The sequence below is a fragment of the Nannocystis pusilla genome, from assembly GCF_026626665.1.
Taxonomy (GTDB): domain Bacteria; phylum Myxococcota_A; class Polyangia; order Nannocystales; family Nannocystaceae; genus Nannocystis; species Nannocystis pusilla.
Genome location: NZ_JAPNKE010000002.1, coordinates 2,826,603 through 2,842,929, shown reverse-complemented (window position 1 = coordinate 2,842,929; position 16,327 = coordinate 2,826,603). Strand labels below are relative to the sequence as shown.

General features: G+C 72.6%; 12 protein-coding genes and 1 pseudogene. 6 read left to right on the top strand and 7 right to left on the bottom strand.

Annotated elements, in window-relative coordinates; genetic code table 11:
* Window positions 1-161: 161 nt before the first annotated feature.
* A complete protein-coding gene (locus OV079_RS12340; protein ID WP_267768475.1) occupies window positions 162-4,100 on the top strand; it encodes an adenylate/guanylate cyclase domain-containing protein in 3,939 nt (1,312 codons plus the stop codon).
* A gap of 43 nt (window positions 4,101-4,143) precedes the next feature.
* Window positions 4,144-4,746, top strand: coding sequence for a hypothetical protein (locus OV079_RS12335; RefSeq protein WP_267768474.1), 603 nt, complete (start codon window positions 4,144-4,146; stop codon window positions 4,744-4,746).
* A 162-nt stretch (window positions 4,747-4,908) separates the two neighbouring features.
* Here OV079_RS12335 and OV079_RS12330 read toward each other — a convergent pair whose 3' ends face one another.
* Together OV079_RS12330 and OV079_RS57745 are read right to left on the bottom strand one after the other, a co-directional pair.
* Entirely contained in the window at window positions 4,909-5,460 is a 552-nt protein-coding gene (locus OV079_RS12330) for a phospholipase D-like domain-containing protein (protein ID WP_267768472.1), read from the bottom strand.
* Between the two features lie 206 nt (window positions 5,461-5,666).
* A pseudogene (locus OV079_RS57745) lies at window positions 5,667-6,323 on the bottom strand (PLDc N-terminal domain-containing protein); the annotation flags it as partial.
* A gap of 99 nt (window positions 6,324-6,422) precedes the next feature.
* Here OV079_RS57745 and OV079_RS12325 point away from each other — a divergent pair.
* The gene (locus OV079_RS12325; RefSeq protein WP_267768471.1) at window positions 6,423-7,793 is read left to right on the top strand and encodes an aldehyde dehydrogenase family protein; all 1,371 of its coding nucleotides are present in this window, start codon (window positions 6,423-6,425) and stop codon (window positions 7,791-7,793) included.
* Between the two features lie 401 nt (window positions 7,794-8,194).
* Here OV079_RS12325 and OV079_RS12320 read toward each other — a convergent pair whose 3' ends face one another.
* Window positions 8,195-8,584: a hypothetical protein gene (locus tag OV079_RS12320; protein WP_267768470.1), complete on the bottom strand. Its 390-nt coding sequence runs from the start codon at window positions 8,582-8,584 to the stop codon at window positions 8,195-8,197.
* A gap of 218 nt (window positions 8,585-8,802) precedes the next feature.
* On the opposite strand from OV079_RS12320, the gene OV079_RS12315 reads away from it, so the two are divergent.
* Entirely contained in the window at window positions 8,803-9,198 is a 396-nt protein-coding gene (locus OV079_RS12315; protein WP_267768468.1) for a hypothetical protein, read from the top strand.
* Window positions 9,199-9,412: 214 nt separating this feature from the next.
* Here OV079_RS12315 and csrA read toward each other — a convergent pair whose 3' ends face one another.
* The 4 genes from csrA to OV079_RS12295 form a co-directional block, all read right to left on the bottom strand.
* Window positions 9,413-9,628, bottom strand: a complete 216-nt coding sequence (gene csrA, locus OV079_RS12310; protein ID WP_267707621.1) for a carbon storage regulator CsrA — start codon at window positions 9,626-9,628, stop codon at window positions 9,413-9,415.
* A gap of 284 nt (window positions 9,629-9,912) precedes the next feature.
* Window positions 9,913-11,127 carry a peptidase MA family metallohydrolase gene (locus OV079_RS12305; RefSeq protein ID WP_267768466.1) on the bottom strand — a complete coding sequence of 405 codons (1,215 nt, stop codon included), beginning with the start codon at window positions 11,125-11,127 and terminating at the stop codon, window positions 9,913-9,915.
* Entirely contained in the window at window positions 11,100-11,537 is a 438-nt protein-coding gene (locus OV079_RS12300) for a hypothetical protein (RefSeq protein ID WP_267768464.1), read from the bottom strand. Before OV079_RS12300 ends, OV079_RS12305 begins: the two co-directional genes overlap by 28 nt.
* A 209-nt stretch (window positions 11,538-11,746) precedes the next feature.
* Complete coding sequence (locus tag OV079_RS12295; protein ID WP_267768462.1) at window positions 11,747-14,812, bottom strand: DUF4175 family protein; 3,066 nt, start codon at window positions 14,810-14,812, stop codon at window positions 11,747-11,749.
* Window positions 14,813-14,961: 149 nt separating this feature from the next.
* Here OV079_RS12295 and OV079_RS12290 point away from each other — a divergent pair, with 149 nt between their 5' ends.
* Window positions 14,962-15,624: an RNA polymerase sigma factor gene (locus OV079_RS12290; RefSeq protein ID WP_267768460.1), complete on the top strand. Its 663-nt coding sequence runs from the start codon at window positions 14,962-14,964 to the stop codon at window positions 15,622-15,624.
* The gene (locus tag OV079_RS12285) at window positions 15,621-16,265 is read left to right on the top strand and encodes an anti-sigma factor family protein (protein WP_267768459.1); all 645 of its coding nucleotides are present in this window, start codon (window positions 15,621-15,623) and stop codon (window positions 16,263-16,265) included. The genes OV079_RS12290 and OV079_RS12285 overlap by 4 nt, the downstream gene beginning before the upstream one ends.
* Window positions 16,266-16,327 lie beyond the last annotated feature (62 nt).

Here is a 16,327-nt window from a genome sequence, read left to right as displayed (position 1 = left end):
CCCGTCTTCGCACTTTGGCGCATGTGAGCTCGAGGGTGGGGCCGGCTCCGCGGGTCCCGCCGGCCGCTGCCGAGCGCCGGTTTCGCGGTCGCGATCCGGGAGACGCAATCTCGCCGACGACGCGCCGGAGGCGAGCGGCTTTGGTACGATGCCGCCCGACCTTGCCCGAGCTGTTCAAAGCGCTGGCGAGCTACATCCCGGCAATCGTCACGCGGCGGCTCTCGGTCGATCCGCGTCCGCTGCACCAACCGCAAGCCGAGATCGTAGCCGCCGCAGTCCTCTGCGCCGACGTCTCCGGCTTCACGGCCCTGACCGAGGCGCTCGCCAAGCAAGGGCCCGCCGGCGTCGAGAAGGTGGCGGCGGGCCTCAACACGTACTTCGGCCGGCTGATCGACATCACGGCGGCGCACGGCGGTGACGTCGTCAAGTTCGCCGGCGACGCGCTCACCGCCGTGTGGGTCGCCGAGGGCTCCTCGGCCCGCGCGGCGGAGGCCGCGGTCGCGTGCGGCCTGGCGATCCAGGCCGCTCTGCACGCGTGCCCGATCGACGACGGCATCGAGCTGTCGCTGCGGATCGGCGTGGCCGCCGGGCGGATCGCGCTGGTCCACGTCGGCGGCCTCGGCGGGCGCTGGGAGCTCGTGCTCGTCGGTCCCGCGATCGAGGCGGTGCGGCGCGCCCAGGCCTTGGCGCGGCCGGGCGAGGTGGTCGTCGATCGCCGCGTGTGGTCGATGCTGGGCGGCCGCGTCGACGGCGAGCCGCGCGGCGAGCACGGGGACGGCCGCGTCGCCGACCTGCGCGAGCCGGTGGTGCCGACGCCGCTGGTGCGCCCGCAGACGTCCGACGCCGCCGAGGCGGCCCTGCGCGGCTACGTGCCGCCGGCGGTGATCGCCCGCCTGTCGGCCGGGCAGAGCAGCTTCCTCGCCGAGCTGCGCCGGCTCAGCGTCCTGTTCATCAACTTCCCCGACCTCAAGCACCAGACGCCGCTGATGGAGGCGCAGGAGGTCATGATCGCGGTGCAGCAGATCGTCGAGGCGTGGGAGGGCACGATCGGCCACCTCAGCGTCGACGATCACGGGACCACGGTGCTGGTCGCGTTCGGCCTGCCGCCGCTGGCCCACGAGGACGATCCGGTGCGCGCCATCGAGGCCGCGCAGCAGGTCCGCGAGCTGCACAAGCGCCTCGGCTGGCGAGCCACCTGCGGCATCGCCTCGGGACGGGCCTTCTGCGGCACCGTCGGCAGCGCCGAACGTTGCGAGTACACGGTCCTCGGCGACGTGGTCAACCTGGCCGCGCGGCTCATGCAGGCCGGCGACGGCAAGGCCGTGCTGTGCGACCACTACACCTTCGTCGCCACCCGCGGGCAGTTCCTGTTCGAGAGCCTGCCGCCGATCTCGGTGAAGGGCAAGGAAGGCACGATCTCGATCTACACCCCGGCGAGCGCGCGGCTGCCGGGCCGCAGCCAGCAGCAGCGCGCCGTCTCGGGTCCGTTGCCGGTGGCGGGCGTCCCCAAGGCCACGCTGGTCGGCCGCATGCGCGAGCGCGGCGTGCTGATCAACGGCCTGCACGAGGTGCTGCGGGGCCGCAGCGCGACGATCGTGGTCGAGGGCGAGGCCGGGCTCGGCAAGACGCGCCTGGCCGACGACCTGCTCGATCAGGCCGAGGCCGCCGGGGCGATGCGCCTGCTCGGCGCGCGCGAGATCAGCGACGCGGCCGGCCCGTACCACGCGTGGCTGCCGATCTTCGCCAGCATCTTCGGCCTGAACCAAGGGACAGATCAGGGCTCCGACCCGTGGCAGCGGGTGATCTCGGGGCTGCGGCGGCTGGTGCCCGGGGCGGTGCCGCGGGCGCCGCTGCTCGGCGCGGTGCTGCCGATCGACGCGGTCGACAACGACCGCACCGCGTCGCTGCAGGGCCGCGCGCGCGCCGAGCAGACCCGCGTGCTGCTGGTCCAGATCCTGCTCGCGCACCTCAAGGGCAACCCGGCGGTGCTGCTGCTGGAGGACGCCCAGCGGTTCGACTCGGCCTCGTGGGCGCTGCTCGCCGACGTGCGCGAGGAGGTCCAGCCGCTGCTGTGCGTGATCGTCACCGGGCCGACCGACAACGACACCGCGGCGGCCGAGCTGCGCCAGATCCTCGCCGACCACGGCACCTATCACCTGCAGCTGCAGCCGCTGTCGCTGGTCGAGACGGAGAACCTGGTGTGCCGCCGCCTCGGCGTGTCGCGCCTGCCGCCCGAGGTCGCCAGCTTCATCTACGAGCGCGCCGAGGGCCACCCGTTCTTCTCCGAGGAGCTCGCCTCGGCGCTGCGCGACGCCGGCTTCATCACCATCTGGAACGGCGAGTGCCTGCTGTCCCATGAGGCAGGTGACCTGCGCACCGCCAAGTTCCCCGACAACCTCGAGGCGGTGATCACGAGCCGCATCGATCGCCTGCAGCAGCAGCATCAGCTGGTGCTCAAGGTCGGCGCGGTGCTCGGGCGCGTGTTCTCGCTGAGCCTCCTGCGCGCCATCTATCCGATCGAGGTCGACAAGGCCCAGCTGCCCGAGTACCTGCAGGCGCTCGAGCGCCGCGGCCTGCTCGTGCCCAAGCCGCACGCCGCCGAGGGCACCTTCCTGTTCAAGCACGCGCTGACGCAGGAGGTCGCCTACAACCTGCTGCCGTTCGCGCAGCGGCAGCAGCTGCACCAGGCGGTCGCCGAGCACTTCGAGCGCGCGCACGGCAGCAAGCTCGAGCTGTACTACCCGCTGCTCGCCCACCACTGGTACCGCGTGGTCGCCTCGTCGGCGCTGGTGCCGGGCGGCGGGCGGCCGAGCCCGGAGCTGATCGGCCGCGCGGTGCTCTACCTGCAGCGGGCCGGCGAGCAGGCGATCCGCAACGACGCCGGCCAGGAGGCCGTGCAGCACTACAGCCACGCGATCGAGCTGCTGCGCCACCTGCCCGAGAGCCCCGAGCGCGTCGAGCAGGAGATCGGGCTGCAGATCGGCCTCGGCAACGCCCAGGTCGCGACCCTGGGCTTCGGCTCGGACGAGGTCGAGCAGACGTTCGCGCGGGCCCGCGAGCTGTGCCGCGAGGTCGGCGACACGCGCCACCTGTTCCCGGTGCTGTTCGGCCTGTGGCAGCACTACGTCGTGCGCGCCCAGCTCGACGTGGCCCGCGAGCTCGCCGAGCAGATGCTGATGTTCGCCGAGCGCCGGCGCCAGCGCGTGCCGCTGCTGGTGTCGCACCGCGGGCTCGGCACGCAGCTGTTCCACCAGGGCGACTTCGAACGCTCGCGCGCCCACCTCGAGCGCTCGATCGTCCTGTACGCCCCCGACTTCGACCGCAACCTCGGCCACCTCTACATCCACGACCCGCGGATCGCCGCTCTGGCGATCCTGTCGCTGACGCTGTGGATGCTCGGCCGCACCGCCGAGGCGCTCGAGCGCAGCCGCGTGTCGATCGCCCTGGCCCGCGAGCTCGGTCACGGCTTCTCGACCACGTTCGCGCTGGTGGTCGCATCGATCCTGCGCCAGATCTTGCGCGACGTGGAGGGCGCGCGCACCCACGCCGACCAGGTCTATCAGCTCAAGGCCGAGGCCACGCTCGGCGCGTGGGTCAGCTTCGCCGACGCCATCCGCGCGTGGGCGATGGCCGAGCTCGGCCAGCACGACGAGGGCCTCGACCTGCTGCGCCAGGCGCTCATCGAGCTGCAGGCCGCCGGCATGGGCATGTTCATGCCGTGGACGTTCTCGGTGTTCGCCGACCTGTGCGTGCGAGCCGGTCGCGTCGACGAGGGCCTGAGCGTGATCGGCGAGGCGATGGAGTCGTCGCGGCTCAGCGGGGCCCGCTGGTGGGAGGCCGAGCTGATGCGCCAGCGCGCCGAGCTCGTGCATTCCATGGGCGAGACCGAGGAGGCGTCGTTGCTGCTGCACGAGGCCCTCGCGCTCGCGCGCGAGCAGGGGGCGCGCGCGCTCGAGCTGCGCGCCGGGCTCAGCATGGCGCGCCTGTTCCCCGAAGACCCCACCGCGCGAGCCCGCCTGAAGGCGCTGCACGACGACCTGGTCGACAAGGTCGACGACGTGCTGCTGGCGGCGCTGGCGGCCGCGGCTGCCGGCGGGTGAGGGCGGGGGCCGCGGCGGCGGCATCTGTTATGGTTGCCGCCGCATGTGGAAGAAGCTGGCGATCGTCCTGCTGGTCCTGCTGCTGCTCGCCGGCGGCGTGGTCACGTACTTGTGGCTGCAGGTGACCGCGCTGCCCGACTGGTACACGGAGCTGGCCCAGGAGGACGCGCCCGCGGCCGTCGAGGACGCCGGCGGCAAGCTGCAGTGGCAGCCGGCCGAGGGCAAGGCCGGGCGCCAGGAGCTGCGCAACTTCCACCGCAAGGCCGCTCGCTCGGCGCCGGAGGTCAAGGAGGTGATCAAGGCGTCGCGCGCGACCTTCGAGGACGGTCAGCTCGAGGCCGGGGTGGTCGCCGACCTGCGCAAGCTGCCGAAGGACAAGATGAGCGGCGACCAGCAGGGCCTGTTCGAGCGCGCCCGCGCGGCGTTCCCGTCGCTGACCGAGCGCGACGTGTACATCGGCGTCGAGGACCCGTCGCCGGTGCTGAAGAACGGCCGCGTGACGATGGGGCCCAGCGCGCGGGTCAAGATCGGCAAGTTCACGTACTCGCTCGACGGCGCGGCCCAGAAGCTCGGCATGACGCCCGACAAGCTGCGCGCCGAGCTCGAGAAGCACCTGCGCGAGCTCGGCGTCGAGGCGCCGAGCTGAGTCCGAGCGTCAGGAGCCCCGGCGATCGCCGCTCGACCGCGCGTCGGGGCGAGGCTCGGGCGACGTGAGCGTCAGGGCATGTCCGCATGGGCATGCCCGATACGGCATGTCCGCGAGACCATGCCCGATCGCGCATGTCCCCACAGACAGGCTGCGGGTCGCTCACAGGAGCGGGGAGAGCAGGCGGGCGAAGCCCTCGCCGAGCCGCCGCGGCAGCGACAGCTGCTTGCGCGCCTCGGGCCGCACCTCGAGCGCCTGGGCCAGCTCTTTGGTGAACACATCGGCGAGGTCGAGGGTGAGGCGGCGGTCGTAGAACAGCGCGGTGACCTCGTAGTTGAGGTAGAAGCTGCGCACGTCCATGTTGGCCGAGCCGATCGCGGCCACGCGGTCGTCGACGAGCAAGTACTTGGCGTGTAGCATGCCGGGCAGGTACTCGTAGATCCGGCAGCCGGCGGCCAGCAGCTCGTCGTAGTAGCTGGCGCCGGCGAGGCTGACGAGGGTCGAGTCGTTGTTGCGCGGCAGAGGCACGAGCAGCCGCAGGTCGCAGCCGCGCAGGGCCGCGGTCTTGAGCGCGAGCGACAGCGGCTCGTCGGGCACGAAGTAGGGCGTAGCGATCCAGCAGCGCTCCTGCGCCGAGGCGATCGCGGCGGTGAACTGGGCCGCGATCGCGTCGATGAACGGCAGGTCGGGGCCGCTCGGGACGACCTGCAGCATCGGCCCGCACGAGTGCCCCGGGGTCGCGCCAGCAAGTCGGCGAGCTGGCGCGCGAACTTCGGATCTTCGGCGTGATCGTCGGAGTGCGCGGCCAGCCAGTCCTCGAGGAAGATGGCCTGCAAGCCCACCACCGCGTCGCCGGTGATCCGCACCTGGAGGTCCGACCACGGCCGGGCCCCGAGCCCGCGCCCGAGGTACTCGTCGCCGACGTTGAGGCCGCCGGTGAAGCCGAGGTCGCCGTCGACGACGACGATCTTGCGGTGGTTGCGGAAGTTGATCATGAGCGGGCGGTAACGCAGCCGCACCGCGCCGAACGTCAGCACCTGCCCGCCGGCCGCGACCACGCGCTCGAACAGCTCGCGCGGGGTGCCGAGGCAGCCGAACTCGTCGTAGAGCAGCCGGACCTCGACGCCCGCGCGCGCGCGCTCGCACAGGAGATCGATCCAGCGCCGCCCGGTCTCGTCGTCGCGCCAGATGTACATGGCGATGTGGATCTGTCGCGCCGCGCCGGCGATCGCGGCCTCCATGGCGGCGAACGCCTGGGCCGGATCGGCCAGCAATTCGACCGCGCCGGCCCGCCGCAGCGGCGCGGCCGAGCTGTTGAGGGCCAGCGCGACGAGCCCGCGCAGCGGCTGCTCGAGCTCCTCCAGCGGCGTCTCGAGCGGCAACAGGCCGCGCGTGACGTCGGTCGGGTTGACGCTGCGCCGCGCTCGCAATCGCCGGCGCCGCCGCACGCCGGCGCGCCCGAGCAGGAAGTAGAGGCACAGCCCGAACAGGGGCAGGAAGATCAGCGCGAGCAGCCACGCGAGCGCGGCGCTCGGACGCCGCCGCTCCAGCAGCACCAGCGCCGTGATGCCGATCACGTAGAGGACGGTGACGAGCTGGATGAACCAGAGCTCGGTGAAGACTTCAGGCAACGGGCGACAAGTGTAGCGCGCCGGGCGGCAGCTATAGTTACGTCGATGTCCCCGGAGCGCCTCGTCCCGCACAATCCGGCCACCGGCCAGCCGCTCGAGCCGGTCGACTGCACCACGCCCGAGGGCGTCCGCGAGGCCGTGGCCCGCGCCCGCACGGCCCAACGCGCCTGGGCGAACACCGCCGCGGACGCGCGCGCGCGCCAGGTCCGTGCGCTCGCCCAGGCGATCGGCGACCACGCCGACGCGCTCGGCCGTTCGATCAGCGAGGAGATGGGCAAGCCGATCCGCGAGGCTCGGTCCGAGGCCCGCAGCATCGCCGCCCGCGTGGAGTCGTTCGTCCGCGCCGCCGATCAGGCGCTCGCCGACGACGATGGCGTCGAGAGCGGGATCCGCATGCGCGTGCGCTGGCGTCCGCTCGGCGTGGTGGGAGTGATCGCCCCCTGGAATTACCCGGTGGCCACGCCCAGTAACCTGCTGTTGTCGGCGCTGCTCACCGGCAACGCGGCGGTGTTCAAGCCGTCCGAGTACACGCCGCACACCGGCGCGCTGCTCCACCGCCTGTACGCCGAGACATTGCCCGAAGGACTGGTCGGCCTGGTCCAAGGGGCAGCCAAGGTCGGGGCCGCGCTGGTCGCCAGCGACGTCGACATGATCGCGTTCACCGGCTCGATCGCCACCGGCCAGGCGATCATGCGCGAGGCGGCGGCGACGATGAAGCGGCTGGTGCTCGAGCTCGGCGGCAAGGATCCGATGCTGGTGCTGCCCGGGGCCGACCTGCAGGCCGCGGCCCGCCACGCCGCCGACGAGGCGCTGCGCAACGCCGGGCAGGTGTGCGTCAGCGTCGAGCGCATCATCGTCCACGCCGACGTCGCCGCCGAGTTCACCCGCCGCGTCGCCGACCTCGTGCGCGCGGTGAAGCCCGGCGATCCGCGCGAGGAGTCGACGGCGTTCGGACCGATGGCGAGCGCCCGTCAGCGCGACCTGGTGCTCGAGCAGCTGGCCGACGCCCGCCGCCACGGCGCGACCTTCGTGGTCGAAGGGCAGGCGCAGGAGCCCGGCTACTACCTCACGCCCACCGTCGTCACCGACCTCAAGCCGGAGATGACTCTGGTGAAGGACGAGACCTTCGGCCCGGTGGTGGCGATCCAAGTCGCCCGCGACGTCGAGGAGGCGGTGCAACTCGCCAACGACACGCGCTACGGGCTCGGCGCGAGCGTGTGGGGCGCGCCGGGGCCCGAGCTCGACGCGGTCGCGGATCGCATCGAGGCCGGGATGGTGGGGGTCAACCGCGGCCTGTCCACCGCCGCGGGCGGACCATGGGTCGGCTGGAAGATGTCGGGTCTCGGCTACACGCGCAGCGTCGCCGGTATGCGTCACTTCCTGCAGCCGCAGTCACAGGCCCGTCGCGCCGAGTGACGGACGTGGTCGGGGACCACCGACGAGGCGGTCGCTGCGCAGCATGATCGAGGCCGCAGTGGCGGCCCGCGTCGGGCCGTCGATCTCGTGGCTCGCGGTCGCGGGCGATCGCCACGCTGCGGGCCGCGGCCTCGCGGGGAGGCTTCGTGGTTGTTGCGCGCGGCCTGTCGCACGCGCGAGCCTGCGGCCTCGCCGAGGCGGGCCACGCTGTCGGGCGCGTGAGGGGGATACGTCCCGGCTCGCCGGGCGGATCGACGGGCCCGACGTTTCGAGCCGCGTCGATGCCGATGCCCGCGGGTTGCCGGACCGCGGACTACCAGGTTGCCGCCGTCGCGCCGTGGCCGCCTGCGCGGGGCGCACCTGCGGTCGAGGCTCCTGGCGACGCGCGCATTTGTTATGGTTCAGACGTGGGTCTGCTCGCCAGCCTGCTCGCCGAGGCGGCCACCAGCCGTCCGGGCGAGGTCGTGATCGAGACCGACCAGCCGCTGCGCTTCGTGCATACGCAAGGTGGCGCGACGCTGGGGCGGGCGCTGTCGGGCGAGGTCGTGTTCGACGCGCTGGTCGAGGTGCTGTCGTGCGAGCAGCAGGCCGACCTCGCTCTGGGCGAGCCGGTGAAGTTCGATCTGGTGGTCGACCAGGTCATGTGGCACCTGGTCGGAGAGACAGCTCGAGAGATGACCTCGGTGCGCGCGCGCCCGGGCGCCGACGGGTTCGAGACCGGCGACAGCGTCAACATCGCGCTCGACGAGCCCGAGCCGTCGCGCGAGCCGCCGCGGCAGCTGCGGCGCCACCCGGGCGGCGACATCGACATCGACATCCAGATCGACGACGACGCGCTCGAGGAGCGCGCCGGAGTGCGCCTGGCTGCGCTGCGTCCGCTCGCGGTCGAGGCCGAGCCGCGCGTCGGATCGCCGGCTCCGGCTGGAACGGGCGCGCCGAATCGCCGCGCCGGCGCGGTCCTTCGCCCGCGATCCCGCGCGACGCGGGCCGCCGCGAGGACCTCGAGGCGATGGCGCTGGCGATCCCGGGCGGCACGCTGGCGTTCCTTCACCGCGCCGACGGCGGTGCCGAGGCGCTGGCGCGGGCGCTGGGCTGGCCGCTGCGGGCCATCGGCGAGCGCGACACGCCCGACCGCGTCTACGCCGAGTGCGCCGCGTTGCCCGACGGCGCGGCGCTGGTGGTCCGCCTCGAAGATCCGAGCGCGTGGCTGCCGTGGCTGCTCCGCCGGGTCGAGGAGGGCCGGCGCGTGCTGGTGGAGACGCACGCGACCTCGCCCGCAGGGGCGCGGCGGATCGCGCTCGGCGTCGCCGCCAGCGACCGCGCGGAGGCGTGGCTGTCGGCCATTCGAGTGGTCCACGCGGCGCTGCTCGGCGGCGAGTGGACCTTGCTGTCCTTCGAGACCTGACTCGAAGAGCAGGTCATTTCGATTGCATGGCGCCGAGTCACGGCTCGCTTCGTGCGAGTCTTCGAGCTCGGATCACGGCCTGGGACGCGCGGCAGTTGCCGAGGGGACGACGCGCGGGTGGCAGGCCGTCCCGACGGTCGCTGAAGACCGGCTGTCCTCGCGGACCTGTATCTAAGGGAAGCTCCGGCGCTCGCTCGTCGGCGCCGGCCGCGACTCACTCTTCGCCGTCTTGCGGCTCCTGGGCAGCGGCGAGGGTGCCCTTGACGCCCTCTTGCGCGATCTGCTGATAGAGCTCTTCGCGATAGACGGGGAGGCCTTGCGGGGCCGAGATACCGAGGCGGACCTGACGGCCGCGGATCTCTCGGACGACGATCTCGATGTTGTCCCCGATCCGGATCTTCTGCCCGACTTTTCTGGTTAGCGTCAACATGGAAACCCTCCGTGGCGGAGCGGGTGCACGCTCATGAGTATCACGACGAAGCGATCTTCGTATGGATAGCTATTGAGGAATCTCGGGTTTTCTGCAAGAGCTTCTTTCGCGCCTGGAAGGCTGATTCCGCTCGGTTGAGCCGACTTTCGCCGTGAAGCGCGGTTTTGAGCGGGCGTCGATCTGGCCCAAAGACCAGGTAGAAAACACGACCTCGAGCGGCTCGTGCCGCGGTGTCTTCGAGGTGCCTGCCGCGCGCGGCGATCATGCGTCGCCGTCACGCGCGGTCACTCGCGGCACAGACCTTGTTCGCGCTGCTGCTCGACGGGATCGGTGGCGACCTGCGCGAGGTCGCAGTGCAGCGCCGGGATGAACGGGTTCACGCGCAGCGCTCGCGCGAGCGCCAGGCGAGCGCCGGCGAGGTCGCCGACGAGTCGCAGCGCGCGCCCCTCGGCGGCGGCGAGGTTCGGCTGCTCGGGGTCGTCCTCGCCGGCGCGGCGCAGCAGGGGCACCGCGCGAGCGGCCTTGCCGAGCTGGAGATAGAGCTCGCCGAGGCGCCGCGCGAGCTTGGCATCGTCGCGCACGCGCGCGTCGGAGGTCCGCGCCTTCTCGTACTGCTTGGCGGCGGCGCCGAGGTGGCCGCGCAGCGTGAGCAGCACGCCGAGCCGCGCGTGCTGACGCGCCGCGCCGCCGCCGAGATGCGAGAACACGTCGCCGAGCAGCGAGAGATCTTCGCCCGCCTCGGCCGCGGCCTGCTGATCGGGCGCGAGGAACTGCAGCTTGCGCAGCGCGCCGCCGGGCTTGCCCGCGGTCCGCTTCTTCATCACGTCGCGCCAGTGGGCGTCGAAGCGCTCGAAGCTGTCGCCCCACGCGCTGGCCAGCGCGGCCTCGGCGTCCTCGCCGGCGGCGACCCGGCGCAGCAGCTCGTCGATGCCGGCGCCGCCGCGCTCCTCGTGGAGCACGCCGAGCATGGTCTGGACCTGCGCGTAGGCGAGGGCGGCCCGCTCCTGCGACGGCAGCATCGCCAGCGACGGGTACATCTCGGCGAAGGTGACGAGGTCGTCGGCCGCGAGCGCCTTGGCCAGCAGCTTGCGCGCGGGCGGCTCGAGCGGCAGCGGCTCGCGGCTGCGCCAGCGCGTCTCGAGCAGCTTGGCCAGGCCCTCCTGCAGCCACACCGGGGCGCGGTTGCGGGTCTTCAGGGTGACGAGGTAGTGGACGTACTCGTGGACCGCGGTGTCGATCCAGCCGTAGCCGTAGAGCATCACCCGCGGCGAGACCATGACGATCCGGCGGTACTTGGTGATGCCGACCGTGCCCGTCGTGTACACGTTCTCGCGGGTGAGCGGCGAGACGAGCGCGAGCTTGACCGCGTCGTCGAGGATCTCGAAGCGCACCGGGTGGTCGGGCTCGATGCCGAGGTCGGCGGCGAACGCCTGGCGGGCCTCGGCCATCGCCGCGAACAGGTAGGGCGCGATCAGCTCGTCCTTGGCGTTGGCGAACACGACCTCGACCTGTCCGTCGGGGCTGGTGAGCCGCGTGGCCGGGCCGAGCGCCCGCTGGGCCCCGCGCGCGAGGTCGAGGTAGTGCTGGGCCTCCTCGCGCAGCGCCCCGCCGGCGGCAGCTGCCCCGAGGCGACCGCGCCGGCCAGCAGCGACTCGGCCTCGGGGTAGGCCGCGCGGTGGAACGCCAGCACGCCCGCCTTGACGTCCCGGGCCGACCCGGGCGGCATGGCGGCGACGGCGTCGGCGGCGTCGCCGAGGTCCCAGGCGTTGATCGCCCCGTCGAAGCGCTCGGCGAGGTCCGACCAGGCGTCGACGTCGCTCGCGTCCGGGCCGGCGAGCGCGAGCGGGGCGCCTGTCGTTTGCGCCCTGGCGAGAAGGACAGGGTCTCGGGGACCTGTCGCATCGGCCATGTTGGAAAGAACGCGGTCTGTCGCTTCGGCCCTGGCGGAGAGGACATGGTCTCCAGGACCTGGCGATTCGGGCATGGCCGAAGCATCATGTCCCGGAGAACCGGGTGCATCGGACATGTCTGTGGAGACATGTCCTCGCGGACCCACGGAGTCGCAGCCGGCGAGGGCGAGGGCGAGGGCGACGCAGCGCCGCAGGGAGGGCCGGGACGTCATCGCAGGAGCTCCTCGTAGTAGCGCTCGACCGAGCCGCGGAAGCCCTCGGGAGCGCGCTCCTTCATGGCCTCCATCAGCTCGTCGCGGAGCGAGCGGTCGCGTTCGGTCTCGGTCGAGACCTCGTCGGGGTCGGGCGTGGTCTGCGGCGCGGACGAGCTGTCGCGCAGGCTGTCGAGCGCGCGCTGAAGGCCGCCGAGCGCGCCGCTCTGGCGCTCGACCGCAGGGCCGCCGCGGCGCTCGCCGAGGGCGCCGCTGCTGGAGTCCATCTCGGAGATCGCGCCGCGCATCGCCTGCTTGCCAGGGTCGGGCAAGTAGCGGGCGTTGGGACCGTCGAGCACCTGTCCGGCGCGGGCCCGCAGACCCTGCTGCTTCTGCGCCAGGGCGTCGAAGCGGGCCTGCGCGGCCTCGTCGAGGCCCTCGGTCGGGGCGGGGAGCGAGCCCTCGAGCAGCTTGCGCAGCGCATCGCCCCGCTCGCGCAGCGGCCCGAGCTGCCGCCGCTCCTGCGAGTCGTCGCCCGCGCCGGCGACCGCCCGCTCAAGCGCCTGCGCGGCGGACCGCGCGGCCTCGGCGGCGGCGAGGGCCTTGGGCTCGCTCGCCTGGGTCTCGGCGGCGACGCGCTGCAGCTGCTCGCGCGCGTCCTCGAGGGCGCGGCGACCGTCGCGGCCGAGACGCGCGTCGTTGATCCCGTCGAGCGCCTTGCCGATCGCGGCGGCCTGCTTGGCGGCCTGCTGCGCGGTCGCCGGATCGAGGGGGCGAGTCCCGGCCTGCTTGCGCCACTCCTCGTGGAGCGAGCGGCTCTCGCCGCGCAGGCCGGTCTCCTCGTCCTGGATCCGGCTGATCTCCCGCATCAACTCCATGCGGGCCCGCTCCTCGGGCGTCATCGCGGCACCTGGCCCCGAGGCCATGCGGTCCTGGACGCCGCTGCGCAGCTGCCGGAGCTCGTCGAGGACGCCGCGGGCCCGGTCGAGCGCGCCGTCGACGTCGCCCTGGCGCAGCTGCTCGCCGACGTCCTGCTGGCGCAGTTGCTCGGCCATCGCCTCGAAGGCGTCGGTGTTGAGGAATTCCTGGCCGAGCTCCTTGTCGAGCTTGGCCCGCGCCTCCGACAGCCGGCGCAGGTCCTCGCGGATCCGCTGCTGCAGCTGATCGACCTCGCCGCGCACGCTCTCGTCCCCGGCCTTGAGCCGCTCGAGCAGGTCGACCAGCTTCTGCTGCGAGGTCTGCAGGCGGGCCACGAGCTGCTCGACCTGCGCCAGCAGCTCGTTGTCGACCAGGTCATCGAGGCGGATGACCTCGTCTTCGAGCTGGGTCAGCTGCAGCCGATTGGTCGCCAGCAGCTTGCCGAGCGTGCGCCCGGCGGCGTCGGGGCGCTCGTCCTCGGCGCCGGGCGGGAGCTCCTCGTGCTCGGTCGACTCGCGGCGGTGCAGCTCCATCAAGCGCTTGTGGACGCCGACCAGGACCGCCACGTCGCGCGGCGGTGCGAGAGTGTCGACGGACAGCGCGTCGATGGCGGTGCTGATCGCGGAGAGCAGGCCGCCCGAGGCGGCGAGCAGCTCGCGCATGCCGCTCATGCGCCGCGCCGGATCGCCGTCCTCGGCGGGCGCTTGATCGTCGGCGCGGGACAGACCTGGCTCTTCGGTCAGCATGCGGCGGGCCAGCAGATCGACGGCGCTGTCGCGCAGCGCGGCGAGGTCGGCCAGGTTCTCGGCGTGCTCGGTCTCCTGGTCGCGGATCTGCAGGCTCAGCTTGGCCGAGCGCGCGACCTTGCCGGGCGGGTCGACCAGCGGCACGAGGCCGAGCCCCGGGTCGTTGTCGCGGACCTCGATCCAGTAGGTGAGCCGCCCGCGATCCTCGACGGGCAGGGTCGACAGGTCCCAGCTGTAGCGGTGCTGCCAGGTACGAGCGCGCGGCGGCGGGGCGCCGGCGTCGAGGCGCACGGGCTGGCCTTCGCCGCCCTCGAACACGAGCACCGCGCTGGCGATGCCGAAGTCGTCGCGGGCCTTGAAGCGCAGCTCCACGCTGTCGAGCTCGCTCGGGGCGCTCTGCGAGCGGGGCAGGGGCAAGAGCTCGATCTCGGGCGGCTCGTCGGCCTCGATCTCGAGCGGGGCAGGGGCCGAGCGGGCCGGCTCTTCGCCGCCCTCCGGGGTGACGACGACGTGCCAGCTGCCCGCGCCGCGCACGACGAAGCGGCCGCGCCACTTCCCGTCTGTCTCTTGGGACAGGTCGATGCGCTCGGGGGCCGGCGGCTCGGCCAGCGGGCCCTGGTCGTAGCTGAGGAGCACGTGCACGGCGCTGGCCGGCTTGCGCGTCTCGAGCTCGACCTCGGTCTCGGTGCCGGCGAGCGCTCGCACGGCCCCGCTGGGGTTGATGAGCTGCCGCGGCACGCGTCCGCTGTACTCGGGGTAGCGCAGGGTGAGGCTGAGCGCGGACCAGACCGGCTCGGGCGGGGCCGGCGGGCGCCCGTCCTCGGCCGCGAGCGTCAGCTCGAGCCCGCGCGCGAACTCGGGATAGCCGGCGAGCACGGCCCCGAGCAGGGCGAGGAGCGCGGTGGCGAGCGCGGGGACGCGGAGGTTGGCCGGCGGGGCCGCGAGCTCGGGCCGCGCTTCGGCGAGCGACCACTCGACCTGGCGCACGTAGGCGGCGGCGAGGTCCTGCGAGCCGAGGTGACCGCCCGGCCCGGCGAGCAGGAGCTCGGTGGCCCCGAGGATCTCGCGCCGCAGCGAGCCGTCCGAGCGGAGAAAAGGTGACGCCTCGCGGGGTCGGCGCGTGAGCGCCCCTCGGGATCGGGCTATGGTAAGCGCCGTCCGATGGGGAGTCCCAGTCAGTGCGAGGATCCGACGCCAGGCGCGTCCGAACAGGACCAGCAGCGTGACGACGGCGCCGGCGAGCCAGCCGGCGGCGGCGAGATCGCCGCGCAAGGTCCAGCCGGCGAGCCCGGCCGTGACCACGGCCAGGGCCGTCAGGAGGGCCGCGCTGTGGAGCGCCGCCGCCGCGAGCTCCCGCCGTCGCACGACCCGGCGAACGGCGGTCAGAAACTCGAGCAGAGACGGGGGACGGACGTTCATGAGGGCAGGCGGCAGCGTCGGTCGCTCTTCGGTATATCCCCCTTAAACCACTTCGTCACGGTCCGGATCCGCCAGGCGCTCCGGCAACTCCCCCGCGCGCCGGCCGCGCTCTGAATAGGGCGGCCGCGCGCTCGTAGAAGGACGCTCACGTGGTTCCTCCAGAAGCCGACGACCAAGCCCTGGTCGAAGCGTGTCGCCAGGGCGACCGGCAAGCTTTCCGCCTCCTGACGCAGCGCTACCAGCGCAAGGTCTACTCGATCGCGTACGGGTTCCTGCGCAACCCGGAAGACGCGCTCGACGTCGTGCAGGAGAGCTTCATCAAGGTTCACCGGTACCTCCACAATTTCGAGGGCAACTCGAGCTTCTACACGTGGCTGTACCGGATCGTCACCAACCTCTGCATCGACCACATCCGCAAGAACCGGCGCCACAAGGAGCTGGAGTTCGACGACGGGTTGCGTCACGACGACGACGGTGACACTGCGTACGTACCGCCGTCGCCGCTCGGCGATCCCGCCAGTCTGGTGCAGCGGCGGGAGATCCTGGAGGCCGTGCAGGACGGGCTCCAGCACCTCAGTGACAAGCACCGCGCCGTGATCGTGATGCGCGAGCTCCAGGGCATGTCCTACGAAGAGATGGCGCGCACGATGGGCTGCTCGAAGGGCACGATCATGAGCCGGCTCTTCCACGCCCGGCGCAACATGCAGCGCCTCCTCACCGAGCGGCTGGGCTACGTCCCGAGCGGGCCGCCCGGGACCGATGAAGATTCCGACGCTGAGCGCGTCCCAGCACCACAAGCCATGCTGCCATGACCGAGCCGCACTTCGACCCGCAGCAACTCAACGCCTTCCTCGACGACGAGCTTTCAGCGCCGGAGCGCGCCGAAGTCGAGCGGCTGCTCATGACCAACCCGGAGGCCAGCGCCTACCTCGCCGGGTTGAAGGCGCTTCAGGGCGCCGTGGTCGCCGGCTTCGAGGCCGAGGCGGCCAAGGTGCCGGAGGCGCGGTTCGAACAGATCTGGGACGAGATCGAGCGCACCCTCGACCGAGATCTCCGTTTGCAGAAGGCGCCTGAGCCGGCGCCGTCGCTGTGGGCGCGGCTGCGCGGGGCGTTGCGCCCCGTGTTCGTGCCGGTGGCGTCGGCGGCGGCGGTGGCCGGAGTGGTGGCAGTGCTGTGGAGCGGGCGCGGCGCCGTCGACGGTCCGGCGGACACGGCGCCGACTGTAGCGACGAAGGCGGCGCCCGAACAGCCTGTCCTTGCGGACAGCTCGAAGCCGGCGGCCGAGGAGCACGAGGTCGTGCTGCCCGAGCCGAACGGCGGGCCGGCGCACATTCAGCGGATCGATTGGGGCGTCAAGTCGGGACGCATCAGCGAGATCGAGGGCAAGCGCAACACGACCACGGTGATCTGGATCTCCGACGACGACCCTAGCAGCAGTGAGCGTTCCTTATGATGTACAAGTCGACCACGAAGCGGCTGTTGGCCACGTCCGTCGTTGCCGTCCTGCTCCCCGGC